Source organism: Stenotrophomonas sp. OVS01A, assembly GCF_019969775.1.
GTDB classification, from domain to species: domain Bacteria; phylum Pseudomonadota; class Gammaproteobacteria; order Xanthomonadales; family Xanthomonadaceae; genus Stenotrophomonas; species Stenotrophomonas indicatrix.
On the sequence record NZ_JAHXYV010000002.1, the window covers coordinates 545,375 to 562,229 of the forward strand.

General features: G+C 66.3%; 14 protein-coding genes and 3 tRNA genes. 6 read left to right on the forward strand and 11 right to left on the reverse strand.

The genetic code is table 11. From position 1 onward, the window contains the following. Positions 1–100: 100 nt before the first annotated feature. From LC407_RS11290 to LC407_RS11315, 6 genes are all read right to left on the reverse strand, one after another. Positions 101–766, reverse strand: a complete 666-nt coding sequence (locus LC407_RS11290) for an HNH endonuclease (RefSeq protein WP_025876340.1) — start codon at positions 764–766, stop codon at positions 101–103. A 399-nt stretch (positions 767–1,165) separates the two neighbouring features. Beyond that, a complete protein-coding gene (locus LC407_RS11295; RefSeq protein WP_223482841.1) occupies positions 1,166–2,956 on the reverse strand; it encodes an acyl-CoA dehydrogenase C-terminal domain-containing protein in 1,791 nt (596 codons plus the stop codon). A 64-nt stretch (positions 2,957–3,020) separates the two neighbouring features. Next, a complete protein-coding gene (locus tag LC407_RS11300; protein WP_025876342.1) occupies positions 3,021–3,497 on the reverse strand; it encodes an LEA type 2 family protein in 477 nt (158 codons plus the stop codon). Between the two features lie 163 nt (positions 3,498–3,660). Continuing rightward, positions 3,661–4,227 (reverse strand): lipocalin family protein, encoded by a 567-nt coding sequence (locus tag LC407_RS11305; protein WP_025876343.1) that lies wholly within the window; start codon positions 4,225–4,227, stop codon positions 3,661–3,663. A gap of 174 nt (positions 4,228–4,401) precedes the next feature. Continuing rightward, positions 4,402–4,477, reverse strand: a tRNA-Phe gene (locus tag LC407_RS11310). 42 nt (positions 4,478–4,519) lie between these two features. Next, positions 4,520–4,595 (reverse strand) — tRNA-Phe (locus tag LC407_RS11315). 337 nt (positions 4,596–4,932) lie between these two features. On the opposite strand from LC407_RS11315, the gene LC407_RS11320 reads away from it, so the two are divergent. Together LC407_RS11320 and LC407_RS11325 are read left to right on the forward strand one after the other, a co-directional pair. Next, positions 4,933–5,952, forward strand: a complete 1,020-nt coding sequence (locus tag LC407_RS11320; RefSeq protein ID WP_223482842.1) for an NADP-dependent oxidoreductase — start codon at positions 4,933–4,935, stop codon at positions 5,950–5,952. Positions 5,953–6,209: 257 nt separating this feature from the next. Next, entirely contained in the window at positions 6,210–6,383 is a 174-nt protein-coding gene (locus LC407_RS11325; RefSeq protein WP_223482843.1) for a hypothetical protein, read from the forward strand. 54 nt (positions 6,384–6,437) lie between these two features. Here LC407_RS11325 and LC407_RS11330 read toward each other — a convergent pair. The 4 genes from LC407_RS11330 to LC407_RS11345 all read right to left on the reverse strand — a co-directional run bounded on the left by LC407_RS11330 (position 6,438) and on the right by LC407_RS11345 (position 9,521). Further along, positions 6,438–6,513 (reverse strand) — tRNA-Ala (locus LC407_RS11330). Positions 6,514–6,647: 134 nt separating this feature from the next. Further along, positions 6,648–7,562 (reverse strand): alpha/beta hydrolase, encoded by a 915-nt coding sequence (locus LC407_RS11335; RefSeq protein WP_223482844.1) that lies wholly within the window; start codon positions 7,560–7,562, stop codon positions 6,648–6,650. After that, positions 7,552–8,445 (reverse strand): alpha/beta hydrolase, encoded by an 894-nt coding sequence (locus tag LC407_RS11340; RefSeq protein WP_140227438.1) that lies wholly within the window; start codon positions 8,443–8,445, stop codon positions 7,552–7,554. Before LC407_RS11340 ends, LC407_RS11335 begins: the two co-directional genes overlap by 11 nt. A gap of 20 nt (positions 8,446–8,465) precedes the next feature. Beyond that, a complete protein-coding gene (locus LC407_RS11345) occupies positions 8,466–9,521 on the reverse strand; it encodes a sugar phosphate isomerase/epimerase family protein (protein WP_059064684.1) in 1,056 nt (351 codons plus the stop codon). Positions 9,522–9,622: 101 nt separating this feature from the next. On the opposite strand from LC407_RS11345, the gene LC407_RS11350 reads away from it, so the two are divergent. After that, the gene (locus LC407_RS11350; protein WP_059064683.1) at positions 9,623–10,213 is read left to right on the forward strand and encodes a TetR/AcrR family transcriptional regulator; all 591 of its coding nucleotides are present in this window, start codon (positions 9,623–9,625) and stop codon (positions 10,211–10,213) included. Positions 10,214–10,367: 154 nt separating this feature from the next. Then, a complete protein-coding gene (locus tag LC407_RS11355; RefSeq protein ID WP_025876358.1) occupies positions 10,368–12,698 on the forward strand; it encodes a TonB-dependent receptor in 2,331 nt (776 codons plus the stop codon). Positions 12,699–12,765: 67 nt separating this feature from the next. Here LC407_RS11355 and rnd read toward each other — a convergent pair whose 3' ends face one another. Next, positions 12,766–13,845, reverse strand: coding sequence for a ribonuclease D (rnd, locus tag LC407_RS11360; RefSeq protein WP_025876359.1), 1,080 nt, complete (start codon positions 13,843–13,845; stop codon positions 12,766–12,768). An 84-nt stretch (positions 13,846–13,929) separates the two neighbouring features. Between rnd and LC407_RS11365 the strand changes: the two genes are divergently transcribed. Next, entirely contained in the window at positions 13,930–15,813 is a 1,884-nt protein-coding gene (locus tag LC407_RS11365) for a formylglycine-generating enzyme family protein (RefSeq protein ID WP_033831596.1), read from the forward strand. Between the two features lie 102 nt (positions 15,814–15,915). Next, positions 15,916–16,806, forward strand: a complete 891-nt coding sequence (locus LC407_RS11370; protein WP_223482845.1) for a M48 family metallopeptidase — start codon at positions 15,916–15,918, stop codon at positions 16,804–16,806. The last annotated feature ends 49 nt before the right edge of the window (positions 16,807–16,855 follow it).

Genomic DNA, 16,855 nt, shown 5'->3' on the forward strand with positions numbered 1-16,855 from the left:
TCGCACTTGTTCTGAACGCCCATTTTCGCCCTCAAACGGGGGTGGGGCAAGCAAACGCCGCCGCCCGTGACAGGACGGTGAGGGTTGCATTCCCGGATGTTCAGGTGCAGAGCTTGGAACGCTTGGGCAGCTGGGCCCTCAGGAACGCCATCTGGTCGGCCAGGATGTTGCGGTTGGACAGGATCAGGTGCTCGATCCAGCTCGGCCGGTACGGCACCGCCAGCAGCGGCATGCCGGCCTGTTGCGGGGTGCGGTCGCTCTTGCGCGAATTGCAGTGGAAGCAGGCGGTGACTACGTTTTCCCAGGTATCCAGGCCGCCTTTGGACAAGGGCATGACATGGTCGCGGGTCAGGGTCGGGCGTCCAAACTGCTGGCCGCAGTAAAGACAGAGATGGGCATCGCGGGCGAACAGGGCCGGGTTGGTCAGGTTCGGTGTCGGGTCCAGTGCACGCGAGCGGGCATGGCCGCGCGCGGCGATGATCGGGTGCAGGTCCATTCCGCTCTGCATGCCACTGCGACGATTGGTCCCACCGTGGATGTGCAGGCAGGGATCGCCGAGGGTCCAGGCGACGGCATCGCGGGCGTAGAGACAGGCGGCGTCCTGCCAGGTGATCCAGTCCAGGACCCGGCCATGACCATCCAGTGAGAGCAACCGGACCGTGCCGGGGCGATGCAGCGTCGTGGCGTTGGGCGATGCTTCGGCGCCCGGAGCAGAAAACGGAGCTCCGGCTTCGATCAGACCCAAGCGTGTAGTGTCTGTCTCCATCGGGAAAACAGCTTATACCTGAATGTTGACGATTTGTGTATCGCCCGCTGGGCGATACACAAATCGTCAACATTCAGGTCCGCGCATTCTTCCTATTCCCCGCGCCTGTCGGCGCGCCCCCTTTAACAAAAGGGGACTTTTCTCCAGAGGCATTACGGGTGGTTTCCACCCACGCTTGGTGTGGATCTACCGGGAAATTGTCGAAGGCGGGGTGGGGCCGGTTGCGGGGGCGTGAGCGCCATGGATGGCGCGATCGAGGCTACAGGGACGTACTTGCGCCGTCCCCCGCAATTGGACCCACCCCGCCATCCCGCAGGAAACCAGCTGTTGCTGTTGCTCCAGCTGTTGCGGTTGCCGGCCAGCGGCCGGCACTCCCGTGGGTGCCGACCGCGGCCCGGCTCAGGCGCCGAAGCGTTCGTCGTCCATTGCCATCAGCGGTGCGGCGCCCGCCTGGATGGCGGCGGCGTGGCTGAGGGTGCGCGGCAGTACGCGGGCGAAGTAGAAACGTGCGGTCTCGCGCTTGCCCTGGGCGAATGCTGCGCCGTGTGCGCTGGCATCGGCGGCGGCAACGCTGCGGGCCCACCAGTAGGCCAGCACCACATAACCCGAATAGAACAGGTAGTCGTAGCTCGCTGCGCCCAGTTCGTCCGGATTGGCGGCCGAACGCTGCAGCACGTCCATCGTCAGCTTGCCCCACTCGGCGGCCTTGGCGCGCAGCGGGCCGATGAACTCGGCCAGGCTCTCGTTGCCTTCATTCGCCTTGGCGAACGCCTCGATCTCGGCCAGCATCAGTTTCAGGCCAGCGCCCTGGCTGGACGCGGTCTTGCGGCCGATCAGGTCCAGCGCCTGGATGCCGGTGGTGCCTTCATACAAGGTGGTGATGCGGGCATCGCGGGCCAGCTGTTCCATGCCGTGCTCGCGGATGTAGCCGTGGCCGCCGAAGCACTGCAGGGCGTTGTAGGTGTTCTCGATGCCCCATTCGGTCTGGCAGGCCTTGGAGATCGGGGTCAGGAAGCTCACCAGGGTGTCAGCGCGCTCGCGTTCACCGGCATCGTCTGCATGGTGGACGACGTCGATCAGGGTGGCCGCATGCAGGGCCAGCAGGCGGCTGCCTTCCACCAGCGACTTGATGGTCAGCAGCATGCGACGCACGTCCGGATGCACCAGGATCGGGTCGGCCGGCTTGTCCGGGAACTTGGCGCCGCTGAGCGAACGCGACTGCAGGCGCTCGCGGCTGTACTTCAGCGCGTTCTGGTAGGCGCGCTCGGACAGGCCGATGCCCTGCAGGCCGACACCCAGGCGAGCAGTGTTCATCATGGTGAACATCGCCTGCAGACCCTTGTGCGGCTGGCCGACCAGGTAGCCCTGGGCGCCATCGAAATTCATCACGCAGGTGACCGAGCCCTTGATGCCCATCTTGTGCTCGATCGAGCCGCAGCGCAGCGCGTTGCGCTCACCGACGTTGCCGTCGCGGTCGACCTTGAACTTCGGGGTGACGAACAGCGAGATGCCCTTGGCGCCCGGGGGAGCATCGGGCAGCTTGGCCAGCACCAGGTGCACGATGTTGCCGGTCAGGTCGTGCTCGCCGGCGGTGATGAAGATCTTGGTGCCGGTGATCGAATAGCTGCCATCGGCGTTCGGCTCGGCCTTGGTCTTGAGCAGGCCCAGGTCGGTGCCGCAATGCGGCTCGGTCAGGCACATGGTGCCGGTCCAGCGGCCCTCGATCAGCGGCTTCAGGAAGGCCTCGTGCTGCCAGGCTTCGCCATGCTGCTTCAGTGCTTCGATGGCGCCGTGCGACAGCAGCGGGAAGTTGCCCCAGGCCAGGTTGGCGGCGTTGATCATTTCATTGAGCGGCACGCCCAGCGTGTGCGGCAGGCCCTGGCCGCCCAGTTCCGGCGATGCGGTCAGGCCGGTCCAGCCGCCGTCGACGAACTGGTCGTAGGCCTGCTTGAAGCCGGGTGGCGTGGTCACTTCGCCGCTGGCCTGGTCGAGCACGCAGCCGATCTCGTCGCCCACGCTGTTGAGCGGGGCCAGCACGCTGGCGCTGAAGCGGCCGGCTTCTTCCAGCACGGCATCGACGACATCGGCGGTGGCGTCGGTGAAGCCAAGACGGGCGAACAGCGGCTCGACCTTCAGCACATCGTGCAGGCCGAAACGAAGGTCGGAAAGCGGGGCGGTGTAGCTGCTCATCGGTGCGTCTCGATTTGATCAGTAACAGGGGAGCGGCGCGATGCGTCGCGGCGGAAAGCGGAGATCAGCGCAGCACGCCGGGCAGGCCCGGGGCCTGGTTGAGCGTGCTGCGGCTGTTGATATCGAAGGTGCGCTGCTTCTTTTCCTGCGGCGTGGCCGACACCGTGCCCTTCAGGCTGTAGGCGAGGGTGCGGTTGCTGGCCAGTGCGTCGGCGATCACCAGGCGTGCGGCCGGGCTGGGCTTGAAGTTCACGTTGATGACATCGGCAGAGACGCCGCCGATGGAGATGCCAGGCTTGGCCGACAGCGGGCCGGCCTCGGTGTCGCCGATGGTCAGGGCCAGTGCGACGTCGTCGAAACTCATCGGCATCGAACTGTAGTTCTGCAGGCGCAGGGCGACAGTCCAGTCGCCATTGGCCTGCACGGTCAGCTGCTGCAGGCTCGCGGCCGGTTCCGAAACACGCTTGACGATGCCATCGCCGCAAGCGACCAGGGCCAGGGTGCACAGGACGATCAAGACGGTACGGAAACGGTGGAACATGGGCGCAGGTCCTCTGAAGGCGGTGCGTGGGATAAGCATACTACGGCGTATGGTGGAAAAGGTCGCCCGCGGCGACCGGCCACAGAGGGTAGCGCGTGAAGATGCACGCGAGGCGTGCGCGATGCTGGATTGCAGACGTTGCGTGCGCCGGTTGGGCGGCGCCTCAGTCGGCGGGCGCGTCGCGCACGGGCGCGTCGTGCACGGGCGCCATCAGACGCAGTGGCGCCAGGTCGTAACCCATCGCTTGCGCCTTCGCCTTGAGCTGGTCGAACAGGGCGCGGTCCATCTCCGGCAGGCGCGCGAGGATCCACAGATACCTGCGGCCGGGTTCACCGACCATCGCCCACTGGTAGTCCGGGTCCAGCGCGATCACCCAGTAGTCGGCCCAGACCAGGGGCACCCAGCTAAGCCAGTCGGGAACGAAGCGTACCTGCAGCTGGCCGGGCTGCCCGGCAACGGGCCGCGCCACACCCTCGGCGACAATCCGCTCGCCATCGGCCTTGCGGCAGGCGTTGGTGACGCTGATCCGGCCATCGCGGCGCAGCCCGTAGTTGGCAGTGATCTCGCCCACGCACTGCTTCTGGAACGACACCGGCAGATGGGCGATCTCGTGCCACTGGCCGGCATAGCGATCGATGTCCAGTTCGCTGACCGCGCGCACGGGCTCGGCAGCGAGTGCCGGTGCGGCGAAAAGCAGCAGGCAGGCGAGCAGGGCAGGGTGCAAGCGCATTGGTTGGCTCCGGGCAGGAGTCTGGAGCGTAGGTTGCACAGCACGCGGAGGTGTGAATGTTTCGTCAACCCACGTGCCGCATCCGCGCAGGATCGATGCGGCGCGATCCATGTCGTGGGTGGACGGAACGTCACGGACAAAAAAAAGACCTGCATTTCTGCAGGTCTTTGAACATGGTGGCCGAGGACGGAATCGAACCGCCGACACGGGGATTTTCAATCCCCTGCTCTACCAACTGAGCTACTCGGCCATGTAGAAAAAAAAGACCCGCATTTCTGCAGGTCTTCGAAAGTGGTGGCCGAGGACGGAATCGAACCGCCGACACGGGGATTTTCAATCCCCTGCTCTACCAACTGAGCTACTCGGCCACTTGTTTCGTTGCAGCGATGTCGCTGCCGAGGACGCGCATATTACGGACGTAGGACAGGTTCGGCAAGCGTTTTGGAAAAAAACCTTCACATTGGTGTCTGCGGCCAGCGGAAGTACCTGCAAGTGGTTGATCCTGCGTTGAGCCGGCCTGACCGGGAATGCCGGACGCGGAAAACAGCGGCCCGTCGCTGGCGCCAAAGGTGACGGGGCAAGCGATGCAGCGGCGGAGTGGGGAAGGCACCGATGGAACGCTGTTTTCATGGCACCCACGAGGGCAGGGCGCGGCGTACTGTCGCGGTTCCTCTCCCGACGCTGCCCGCAGCAGAGCCATTGGACATGTCCGATTCAACTACCCGCATCGTGCTTGCCTCGCGCCCGCAAGGTGCGCCGGTCGCCGCCAATTTCCGCCTCGAACAGGTGCCGCTGCCGGCATTGGCCCCAGGCCAGGTGCTGCTGCGCAACCGCTACCTGTCGTTGGATCCGTACATGCGCGGACGCATGGACGATGGCCCGTCGTACGCACCGCCGGTGGCAGTGGATGCGGTGATGGAGGGCCAGACCGTGGCCGAGGTGCTGCAGTCGCAGGCGCCTGGCCTGGCGGTGGGCGAGCTGGTGCTGGCCCCCGGCGGCTGGCAGACGCATGCCGTGGTGGCGGGTGATGCGATCAGCCGGCGCCTGGATCCGGCCGGGCTGCCGCTGAGCACAGCGTTGGGCGTGTACGGCATGCCGGGGTTCACCGCGTACTCCAGCCTGATCGAAATCGGCAAGCTGCAACCCGGCGAGACCCTGGTGGTAGCCGCTGCCAGTGGACCGGTCGGCGCCACCGTGGCCCAGTTGGCAAAGCTGCAAGGCGCGCGCGTAGTTGCCATCGCCGGCGGTGAGGCCAAGCGTGCGTATCTGGAAACACTGGGCGTGGACGTGGCGCTGGACCATCGCGCCTCTGGTTTTGCCGAACAGCTGCGCGCTGCCGTGCCGGATGGCATCGACGTGTACTTCGAGAACGTGGGTGGGCATGTGCTCGATGCCGTGCTGCCGCTGCTCAATGATTTCGCGCGCATTCCGGTGTGCGGCACCATCGCCACCTACAACGCCCGCGGCGTCGCGCAGCCCGGACCGGATCGGCTGCCCGCGCTGTTCAGCCAGGTCCTGCGCCAGCGCCTGACCGTGCGTGGCTTCATCGTGCATGACTTCAAGCATCTGTGGCCGGATTTCGAGCGCGACATGCCGCAGTGGCTGCGCGATGGACGCATCCAGTATCGCGAGGACGTCGTGCAGGGCCTGGAAAATGCACCCGAAGCCTTCTTCGGCCTGCTGCAGGGGCGCAACTTCGGCAAGCTGGTGGTGAAGCTGGATTGAGCGACCGCGTCTTGAAGGCACCGGAACATTCCGGTGCCTCCCTTCTTCTAACGCACGCCGTTCGTTGGCCTACTGGGCGAAACGCAGCTGATTGGCGGCGCGTATCTGGATCTGGTAGATGTTGAGCGGGTGGCGGTAATTGCCGGGGTGTGATGGCTGCACGCGCTGTTCGCAGGCAGCTGACCGTCACATCACGCAGTCGCCGCTAGCGTTGTCTGCGTCACGCTGGCCTGTTGCCGGCGCCGTCGGAGCGATGCATGAGCGAACATGACAAGAAGCCCTCCCACGCACGCGAAGGTGTGCAGGAGAGTCAGCAGGATCGGCAGCAGGATGAAGTGGCCAAGCAGCGTCCCGGCCAGCAGGACCAGAAGGTGCGCGATGCACATTCGCGTGCACCGGTGCGCAAGGACGGCGGGCAGGACCCGGCCTGAGCAGCTGGCCAGAACAGAAAGCCCCGGCAGTGCCGGGGCCTTCTGTTTTTCATATGGTGGAGCCAAGGAGGATCGAACTCCTGACCTCGTCATTGCGAACGACGCGCTCTCCCAGCTGAGCTATGGCCCCATGGGGGTGTTGCATCCCGTGGGCAGCGGAGCTGGCGCCACGTGACGGCCCTAGCATAGCGCTGGCCGGTGCCGGCTGCAAAGGGGCGGGCCGGACACAGCGGCGCAGGTGCTCTGCGCCGCTGCAGGCCTGGCTCAGGGCAGCAGGGCCGCCGCGCGCTGGATCGCGATGTCGGTCGCCGCCGACACACCATGCAGGTGGATGCAGGCGTGGATCATCCCCGGCAGGCGCTCCAGCGTGCAGTCCACACCCGCTTCCCGCAGGTTGGCGGCGTACTGTTCAGCTTCGTCGCGCAGCGGATCGAGCTCACAGCTCAGCACCGTGGCCGTCGGCAGGCCACGCAGATCGCGGGCGTGCAGTGGCGAAGCCAGCGCCTGTCGGCGGTCACTGTCGCCCAGGTAGGCCTGCCAGCAGCGCTGCATCAGTTCAGCGCTGAGGTAGTAGCCGTCGGCGAACTCGCGGTAGGAGCCGCTGGCCATGGTGGCATCCAGTGCCGGGTACAGCAGCAGTTGATGCGATGGCAACGGCAGTCCCTGATCGCGCAGCAGCAGGCAGCACGCGGCGGCGAGATTGCCGCCGGCGCTGTCGCCGCCGATGACCAGCCGCGCTGGATCAAGACCCAGCGTGGCGGCATGGGCCTGCAGCCACAGCCACGCATCGGCGACGTCGTGCAGCGGCGTCGGGAACGGATGCTCCGGCGCCAGGCGATAGCCGACGGCAGCGACGACATGGCCGCTGGCATTGGCCAGGGCCCGGCAGGGGCCGTCATAGACCGCCAGCGAGCACTGGAACCAACCACCGCCGTGGGCGAACAACAGAGCAGGGCGCAGCTCGGTGCCGTTGGCTGCGGGCGTATACAGGCGCACGACGAGCGCATAACCGTCGCGCGCGCTGATGACGTGCTCCACGACATGCGATACCGCCTGGGTGGCACCCTGCAGCGTGGGCAGCGCCTGCTCGTTCAGTGCGCGCAGTTCCAGCAGATCGTCTGGCAGTGGTTGCGCCGCCACCGCATCCACGAACGATTGCAACGCAGGTTCAAGCGGCATGGTCAGCCTCCTGCAGGAACGGCAGCAGCTGGGCGAGGAAGGCGTGCGGTGCTTCTTCCATGATGAAGTGGCCACAGCCTGGCACGACGCTGCCGCGCAGGTCATCGGCGTGCGGCTGCAGGGTCAGCATGGGGGCGTTGCCGGTGGCGTGCTCGGCGCCGATGGCCAGCACCGGCATCGTCAGCCGGCGTTGTGCGCGGAGCTGGTTCTGGCGGATGGTTTCCGGAATCGCGCGGTACCAGGCAAACCCTGCACGCAACGCGCCGGGGCGGCTGTAGGCGGCGATGTAGGTTTCGCTGGCCACCGCGTCGCGCCGGTACGACCAGCGGTCGAACATGAAGTCCAGGTAGGCACGTTCGCGACCGGTGATGAGGGCCTCGGGCAGATCGGCCACCTGGTTGAACATGAAGTGCCACAGGAAGATGTTGTCGGCCGGCGCGGCGAAGATGCCCGGCTCGGGTGCCAACCCGGGAATCACCGCCTCGGTCACGGCCAGGCGCTGCACCGCCTGCGGCTGGTCGCTGGCCAATGCATAGGCGATCCACATGCCGATGTCATGGCCGACCACCTGATAGCGCTCGTGGCCCAGCGCCTGCATGGTCTGGTGCAGTACTGCGGCGGCGCTGCCGGTGTCGTAGCCGTGCGCAGGGCGATCGGATTCGCCGATGCCGGGCGGGTCGACCGCGATCGCTTCGAAGCCGGCCTCGGCCAGCGCATGCAGCACGTGGCGCCAGGCGTACCAGGTCTGCGGCCAGCCGGGAATCAACAGCACCGGTTGACCGCTGCCGGCGGAGACGCAATGCACGCGCTGGCCGTCGATGCGCAGGTAGTGGTGGCGCAGGGTGTCGTCGCCGGGGGTACCAGCGGTGGAAAAATTCGTCATGGAGATGTTCCTGTGGGGGCTCAGGCGATGCCGAGCATGTGCTGCATCTGGGCGCTGCTGATCGGCGCGCCGGCGAAGTCGTCGAAGATCTTGTCGGTGACCGGGATGATGTGGTCGCGGATGAAGGCGGCACCTTCGCGCGCACCGGCTTCCTGGTCCTTCAGGCAGCACTCCCATTCCAGCGTTGCCCAGCCGGCGTAGTCGTACTGTGCCAACTTGGAGAAGATCGACTTGAAATCGACCTGGCCGTCGCCCAGCGAGCGGAAGCGGCCCGCGCGTTCGGTCCAGTCGGCGTAGCCACCGTAGATGCCCTGGCGACCATTGGGACGGAACTCCGCATCCTTGACGTGGAACATGCGGATCAGCGGATGGTAGATGTCCAGGAACTGCAGGTAATCCAGCTGCTGCAGCACGAAGTGGCTGGGATCGAACAGGATGCGGCAGCGCTCGTGCTGGCCCACACGCTCGAAGAAGCGTTCGAAGCTGGTGCCATCGTGCAGGTCTTCGCTGGGATGGATTTCGTAGCAGAGGTTGATACCGTTGTCCTCGCAGGTATCGAGGATCGGCCGCCAGCGGCGTGCCAGCTCATCGAATGCGGCATCGATCAGGCCCGGCGGACGCTGCGGGAAGGGGAACAGGTAGGGCCAGGCGAACGAGCCGGAGAAGGTGCCCATGTCCTGCAGCCCGAGCCGGCGCGAGGCGCGGGCGGCCAGATGCAGCTGCTGCTGTGCCCATTCGCTGCGTGCCTGCGGATTGCCGCGCAGTGCTTCCGGTGCGAAACCATCGCACAGCTCATCGTAGGCCGGATGCACCGCCACCAGCTGGCCCAGGATGTGGGTGGTCAACTCGCTGACCTGCAGGCCGTGCTCGGCCAGGGTGCCACGCAGGTCATCGCAGTAGTCCTGGCTGTCGGCGGCGGTGGCCAGGTCGAACAGGCGCGCGTCCCATGCCGGAATCTGCAGGGCCTTGAAACCATGACCGGCTGCCCAGGCGGCGATGCCGGACAGGCTGTCGAACGGCGCCTGGTCGCCAGCGAACTGCGCCAGATGCAGGCTGGGGCCTTTGAGGGTTTGCATGTGTTGCTCCAATTATTTGTCAGTCGGCAAAGAATAGGCGCGTGCATCGGGATGGTCAACACCCGCGTTACACTGCGCGCCTCAGAACGGCAGGCAGGCAGATGGCAGGGCGACCGCGCGAATTCGACAGGGACCAGGCATTGCGCAAGGCGATGCTGCTGTTCTGGCAGCACGGCTATGAGGGCACCTCGATGTCGGCCCTGGTCGAAGCGCTTGGCATTGCCTCGGCGCGCATCTACGCCGCGTTCGGCAGCAAGGAGCAGCTGTTCCGCGAAGCGGTGGCGCTGTACGAGGAAGGCGAGGGCGGCTTCGCGCCGCGTGCGCTGGAGCAGGCGTCACTGCGCGATGCGATCGGCAGCATGCTGCGGGATGCCGTGTTGACCTACACCCGTCGCGGTCGTCCGCATGGCTGCCTGGTGGTGTCCTCGGCCAGCAGCGTGTCACCGGATGGCGAGGGCGTGCGCGACTGGCTGGCCGGCCACCGCCGCCAGCGCACGGCAGCGATCATCGCGCGGCTGCAGCAGGCGCAGGCGGCTGGCGAGCTGGCGGCCGATCTATCCGTGCAGGCGCTGGGCGATCATTTCGCCACGGTGCTGCATGGCATCTCGGTGCAGGCGCGAGACGGCATCAGCCGCGAACGCCTGCTGGCGATGGTCGAGGTCGCGCTGGCGCCGTTACCGCAGCACGGCTGAGGCGGGGACTGTGCCGAAAACGGCCTGATCCCCCTGCTGTCTGCCGGCGCAACGAAATTGTAACAATTTGGAGGATAATGGCCGCTTGCGCAGTTTTCCTCCTATTTGCCGCCCGGCCAGCGCAGGCCGCACGGACGCCTCCTCAGAGCTTTCGATGCCTTCCCATTCCGATTCCCGCCGTTCGTCGGGCATGTCGTCCTCCTTCGTTTCCTTCCGTCGCCATCCGCTGGCCCTGGCCTGTGCAGGCCTGGCGCTGGCTGCCAGCTTCGGTGCTGCCGCGCAGGACAGTGCACCGACCCCGACCGGGCTGGACACCATCACCGTGACCGCCGAGCACCGCGAGCAGAACCTGCAGGAAGTGCCGGTGTCGGTAGGCGTGGTGCAGGGCGAGCGCATGCGCGACTTCACCGCCGGCGGCGACGACACCCTGCTGGCGCTGTCCGGCCGCGTGCCGAGCCTGTATGCGGAAACCACCACCGGCCGCATCTTCCCGCGCTTCTACATCCGCGGCCTGGGCAACATCGATTTCTACCTCGGTGCCTCGCAGCCGGTGTCGATCATCCAGGACGACGTCGTGCTGGAGCACGTGGTGCTGAAGTCCAACCCGGTCTATGACGTGGACCAGGTTGAAGTGCTGCGCGGTCCGCAGGGCTCGCTGTTCGGTCGCAACACCACCGCCGGCATCGTCAAGTTCGACACCCTCAAGCCGACCCAGGACTATAGCGGTCGCGTCAGCGCCAGCTATGCCTCCTACAACAGCGTGTCGATCGACGGTGGCTTCGGCGGCCCGATCAACGACATCGCATCGTTCCGCGTGTCGGCGCTGTACCAGCACCGCGACGACTACGTCGACAACACCTACACCGGCCCCAGCGCCGATGGCACGGTCAGCCCGAAGAAGAACGCCATGGGCGGCTTCGACGACCGCAACGTGCGCGCGCAGCTGCTGCTGACCCCGAGCGACCAGTTCTCGATCCTTGCTTCGGCCCACGCCCGCGACTACGAAGGCACCTCGACCCTGTTCCTGCGCAACGCACTGACCAAGGGCTCGAACAAGACCGACGTGCCGCGTGACCAGGTCGCCTACGACGAGGCCGACAACAACCCGCAGGCGTACAAGACCTACGGCGGTTCGGTGAAGGCGCGTTATGACTTCGGCGCGATCGACTTCACCTCGATCACCGCTTACGAGACCACTTCCGGCTACAGCCGCGGTGACACCGACGGCGGCGCTGCGGTCAACTTCCCGGTCAATGGCGTGCCGAACGGCTACGGCCAGTCGATGGGCCAGATCCGTGACCTGGACCAGTGGACCCAGGAGTTCCGCCTGGCCAGCCATGACGACAGCGCCCTGCAGTGGCAGGCCGGTGCGTTCTACTTCAACGGCAGCGACACCACCGACTTCTACCAGCGCGCCTGGTTCCTGAAGGGCGCTGCGCGCAACCCGAACAACTGGGTGCGCCTGCGCAACAAGAACACCTCCTGGGCCGGTTTCGGCCAGCTGAGCTACGCCTTCACCGACAAGTTCACCGTCACCGCCGGCCTGCGCCAGACCCGCGATGAGAAGCACACCCGCCTGCTGAAGACGGCCGATACCGCTGCCGGCCTGGTCACTTACAAGGGCCGCACCGACGTCAAGATGACCGACACCACCCCGAGCTGGGATCTGAGCGCGATGTATCAGATCACCCCGGACGTGAGCGTCTATGCGAAGGTCGCCCGCGGCTTCCGTGGCCCGACCATCCAGGGCCGTTCGGCGGTGTTCAATGCCGACTTCACCACCGCCGATTCGGAAACGATCCTGTCGTGGGAAGCGGGCGTGAAGAGCAGCCTGTGGGACAACCGCCTGCGCCTGAACGCCACCGCGTTCACCTACACCGTCAACGACATCCAGCTCAACGGCAACGATTCGGACGGCAACGGCGTGCTGTTCAACGCAGACAAGGCCAAGGCCTACGGCTTCGAAGCGGACATGGAGCTGCGCCCGATCCAGAACCTGACCCTGAGCGCCGGCCTGAGCCTGCTGCACAGCGAGATCAAGGACAAGCGCGTCTACGCGCAGGTCTGCGGCCTGAACGGCCAGGTGGTGTGCACGGTGAACGATCCGACCATCAAGGTCGGTGCCAACACCTTCGCGCAGATCGATGGCAACCCGCTGCCGAACGCACCGAAGTACAACATCAACCTGGCAGCGCGCTACGACTTCCCGGTCAGCGACGCGGCCACGATGTTCGTGTCCACCGACTGGAACAAGCAGGGCTACACCAGCTTCGTGCTGTACGACAGCAAGGAGTTCAACTCCAAGGGTGATTTCGAGGGTGGCCTGAAGATCGGCTATTCGGGCAACTACGGTGCCTACGAAGTGGCGCTGTTCGCGCGCAACATCACCAACGAGAAGAACCTCAAGGGTGTGATCGAGAACTACATGGCCGCGGTCTACAACGAACCACGCACCGTGGGTGTTTCGTTGAACATGAACTGGTAAGCACTACCGGTTGGAGTATCGAAAACGGCGCTCATCGAGCGCCGTTTTTCGTTGTCCGCCCGGTTCCTCAGACTGCGGGCAACAACGCCTGCAACCGCGGCTCCAGTTCCTGCTGGCGCCAGCCGGCCAGTGCAGCCGGCCACTGCTGATGCTCCAGATAGCTTTCCAGATGCTTGCGTGAGGCCAGCACGCCGTCGGCCAGGCCGAGCTCGCGGCTGCGTTCGGCCACCGCATCCTGCAGCTTCTTCAGCAGCTGCTTGCTGGCATCGCTGGCCTGCATCGCCAACGGCGCATCGGCTTCGTCGGCCAGCGGCGTGTCCAGCGCCTGCCATACCGCAGCGGCCAGCTTGCGCGGCGCCTTCGGGAACTGTTCGAACAGCTTGCTCACTGCAGCGGCATCGGCTGGCGGGGTGCGTGCCAGGGTGGCGGCCAGTTCGTTGTCCAGGATCCAGCTGCGCGGGCGGTCGCTGGCGCGCGCCTGCACGTCGCGCCAACGCAGCAGGCGCAGCAGGCGGCGCTGCGCGGGCGCGTCCAGGAACTGCGCCGAGCGCATGCCCAGGTGGGGCCAGCGGTCTTCGTCATTTGCCACGCTGGCCAGCAGGCGCTCGCCATCGTCGTGCAGCCACTGCTGGCGCCCCAGCGTTTCCAGCTTGGCGGAGATGGCGTCGTGCATCGCGAACAGATGCTCGACGTCGTCGGCGGCGTACTTCAGCTGGGAGTCCGACAACGGCCTGCGCATCCAGTCAGAGCGGGTTTCGCCCTTTTCCAGTGCCACGCCGGTGATCTCCTGCACCAGCTTCTGGTAGCCCATGCCAGCACCGATGCCAGCCAGCGCGGCGCCGATCTGGGTGTCGAACAACGGACGCGGCAGCACGCCACAGGTCCACTTGAACGCCACCAGGTCTTCGCTGGCGCTATGCATCACCTTGGTGATGGATTCATCGGCCAGCCACGGCGCCAAGGCCTCGGGCATGCCGGGAATCAACGGGTCGATCAGCAGGATGTCCTCGCCGACGGCCATCTGCACCAGCGCCAGCTGTGGCCAGAAGGTGCGTTCACGGATGAATTCGGTATCCAGGCCGATGCGGGTCGGCCGCTGCTGGCGGTATGTGTCCAGCTCGGCGGGGGTGGTGATCCAGGTTGCCACGTGTCAGGGCCTACTACTCGGGTTTGCTCAGGCAGGGGAGAATAGCCTAACGTCGGTCCGCATCCGTGCCGAAGGAGGCCCTGCTTGCGTTTTCTGCTGTCGCCCGCGCTGTTTACCGCCTTGGCCGTGAGCCTGGCCGGTTGCACGCCGTCGCCCCCTGCGCAGACCGCCGGTGCCACCGCAGCCCAGCCGGCCGATGCCGCACCAGAGGCCGGTCCGGCGCGTGGTACCGGGCGGGGCACGGTGACCATTGCCGGTGACGACGCGGCCGAGGACATCCAGCAGTGGACGCCGCCGCGGGTCGATCGCCAGGGACGTACGCTGGCACAGCTGCGCCGGGCTGCCGACCAGGCATTCGCGCGGGGGCATCTGTATGAAGATGGCGATGCGGCCGTGCCCCTGTGGCTGGCAGTGCAGGAGGAGGAACCCGACGATCGGCAGGCGCGCCTGGGCCTGCAACGCGCGAAACAGAAGCTGCAGCAGCAGGCCGATGCCTTGTTGCAGCGGCCATTGCAGCAGCGTGAGGCGCTGGCCGAAGCCGGGCGCCAGGCGCTGGTGCTGCTGACCCTGGCGCCGAAGGACGAGAAGGTGCGCGCGCTGCAGGGGCGGGTCGAGACCGCGCAGCGCGTGGTCGCCTACAACCGCGCGGGCGAAGACGATCTGCGTGCCGACCGTATCGGCGAAGCGGGTGATGGTGCGATTGGCAACTTCCGTGAGGCACTTGCGCTGGACCCGGCGAATCGTCGCGCGCGGCAGGGCCTGGCAGCTGCGGAAAGTGGGCTGATCCGGCGTGCCGAGGATGCCGCGCGTATCCGCGATTTCGCCAGTGCCGGCGCGTGGTTGGCAGAAGCCAGCAAGGTAAGGGATTCGTCACCGACCATCGCCGATGCGTTCGAGCGCATTGAGCAGATCCGTGCAGCGGCACTGGTCCAGCTGCGCGATGGCGGCCTGCATGATCTGACCACCCCGCAGGGGCTGAAGCCTGCGCGCGAGAAGCTGGCCGAAGCGCTGCGCATTGCCTTGCCGGGCGACGCGGTGGTGGCGCAGCTGCGCGAACGCATCGAACTGGCCACCCATTACGGCAGCTTCAGGCCGGGGCAGGTGTTCAGCGATGCGCTGCGTGATGGCGGCCGTGGACCGCAGATGATCGTGGTGCCGCATGGCGGATTCCAGATGGGCGCCAGTGATACCGAACCGGGCGCAACCGACGCAGAGCGGCCATCGCACTATGTGCGTTTCGAGCGTGGGTACGCGATGGCGATCACCGAGATCACCGTGGGTGACTTCGAGCGCTATGTGAAGGCGACCAATGCCCGCCCACGTGCGACCCGGCGTGGACATTCGGTGGTCTATGACGAGCGCAGCGGCAATTTCATCCGTCGCAGCGGCGTGGACTGGCGGTCCGACTATGACGGCGGGCGGGCACTGGGCAATTCGCCGGTGATGCACGTGAGCGTTCGTGATGCCGAGAACTACGCGAACTGGCTGTCCGAACAGACCGGCCGCAGCTACCGCCTGCCCAGCGAGGCCGAGTTCGAGTACGCGATGCGTGCCGGCAGCAGTGGCCGCTACCCGTGGGGCGATGCCGGTCTGCCACCGGAAGGCAGTGGCAATTACACCGGCAGCAAGGATGTTTCGCCTTCGGGCAGGCATTGGCACAACGCCTTCGTCGGCTATGGCGATGGTTGGTGGGGACCGGCCCCGGTCGCCAGTTTCCAGGCCAACGCCTTCGGGCTGCATGACATGGGCGGCAATCTGAGCGAGTGGGTGGCCGATTGCTGGCATGCCAGCTATCGGCGCGCGCCGGCTGATGGTGTGGCGTGGTTCAACCCGGGCTGCCGTTCACGGGTGATCCGGGGTGGCAACTGGGCCAATGCGCCGGAGCAGACCCGGGCGGCGTGGCGGCAATCGCAGGATTCGGATACCACCAACGCGCGCATCGGCTTCCGACTGGTGCGAGGGATCTGACGGGCACGACTGGATCGGCGCCGGTTTCACCCGCCGCAGGCAGCGCCGCACTAAGATTGCGCCGTACCCGCCGGCCGGCGGGGTCAGCCGGAAGACCAGCCGATGCGCAACGATCCTTTTTCCCGCTCGCCGCGGCAGCGGCGTGGCCTGTTCGGCAACATCCGCTGGTGGGTGCTGCTGCTGGCCGCCGGCTACGCGGCGTTCTACTGGTTCTCCAACCGTGCGGTCGACCCCTATACCGGCGAGAAGGTGCTGATCGACAGCAGCCTGGACGCCAGCCAGGAGAAGGCGCTGGGCCTGCAGGCCTACCAGCAGATCCTGTCGCAGGAGCGCCCTTTGGGCCCGAATGAACAGGTCTCGCGGGATGTCCGGGCGATTGCCGAGCGACTGATCGCCAAGGTGGACGTGGTCGAAACCGCGCTGGCGCAGGAACACGGGTTGCAGCCGGCACACTTCGCACGCGACTTCGAGTGGGAAGTGAACGTGATTCCGTCCGAGCAGGCCAATGCCTTCTGCCTGCCCGGTGGCAAGATGGCGGTCTACACGGGGCTGATCCCGGTGGCGCGTACCCGCGATGCGATGGCGGTGGTGATGGGCCATGAGATCGCCCACGCATTGCTGCGCCATGGTGCACAGCGCATGGCCCAGCAGAAGCTGACCCAGATCGGCCAGGTAGCCGGCGCCGCCAGTGGCATGGATGCGCAGCAGCAACAGATGATGATGTCGGCGATGGGCTATGGGTATCTGTTGCCGTACGCGCGCAGCCACGAGACGCAGGCCGATGAAGTGGGCCTGATGCTGGCGGCCGCGGCGTGCTTCGACCCGCGCGAGGCGGTGCCGCTGTGGCAGCGCATGGGCCAGGCCGGTGGTGGCCAGTCGCCGCCGGAGTTCGCCTCGACCCACCCCAATCCGGGTACCCGTATCCAGAACCTGCAGGCGTTGATGCCGAAGGCACTGGAGTATCGGCAGAAGTTCTGCGAGCAGGCCAGGTAAAGGGTGGTTCGGCAGGGCTGCGCCCTGCACCTGCCGAAGCGGTAGTGCC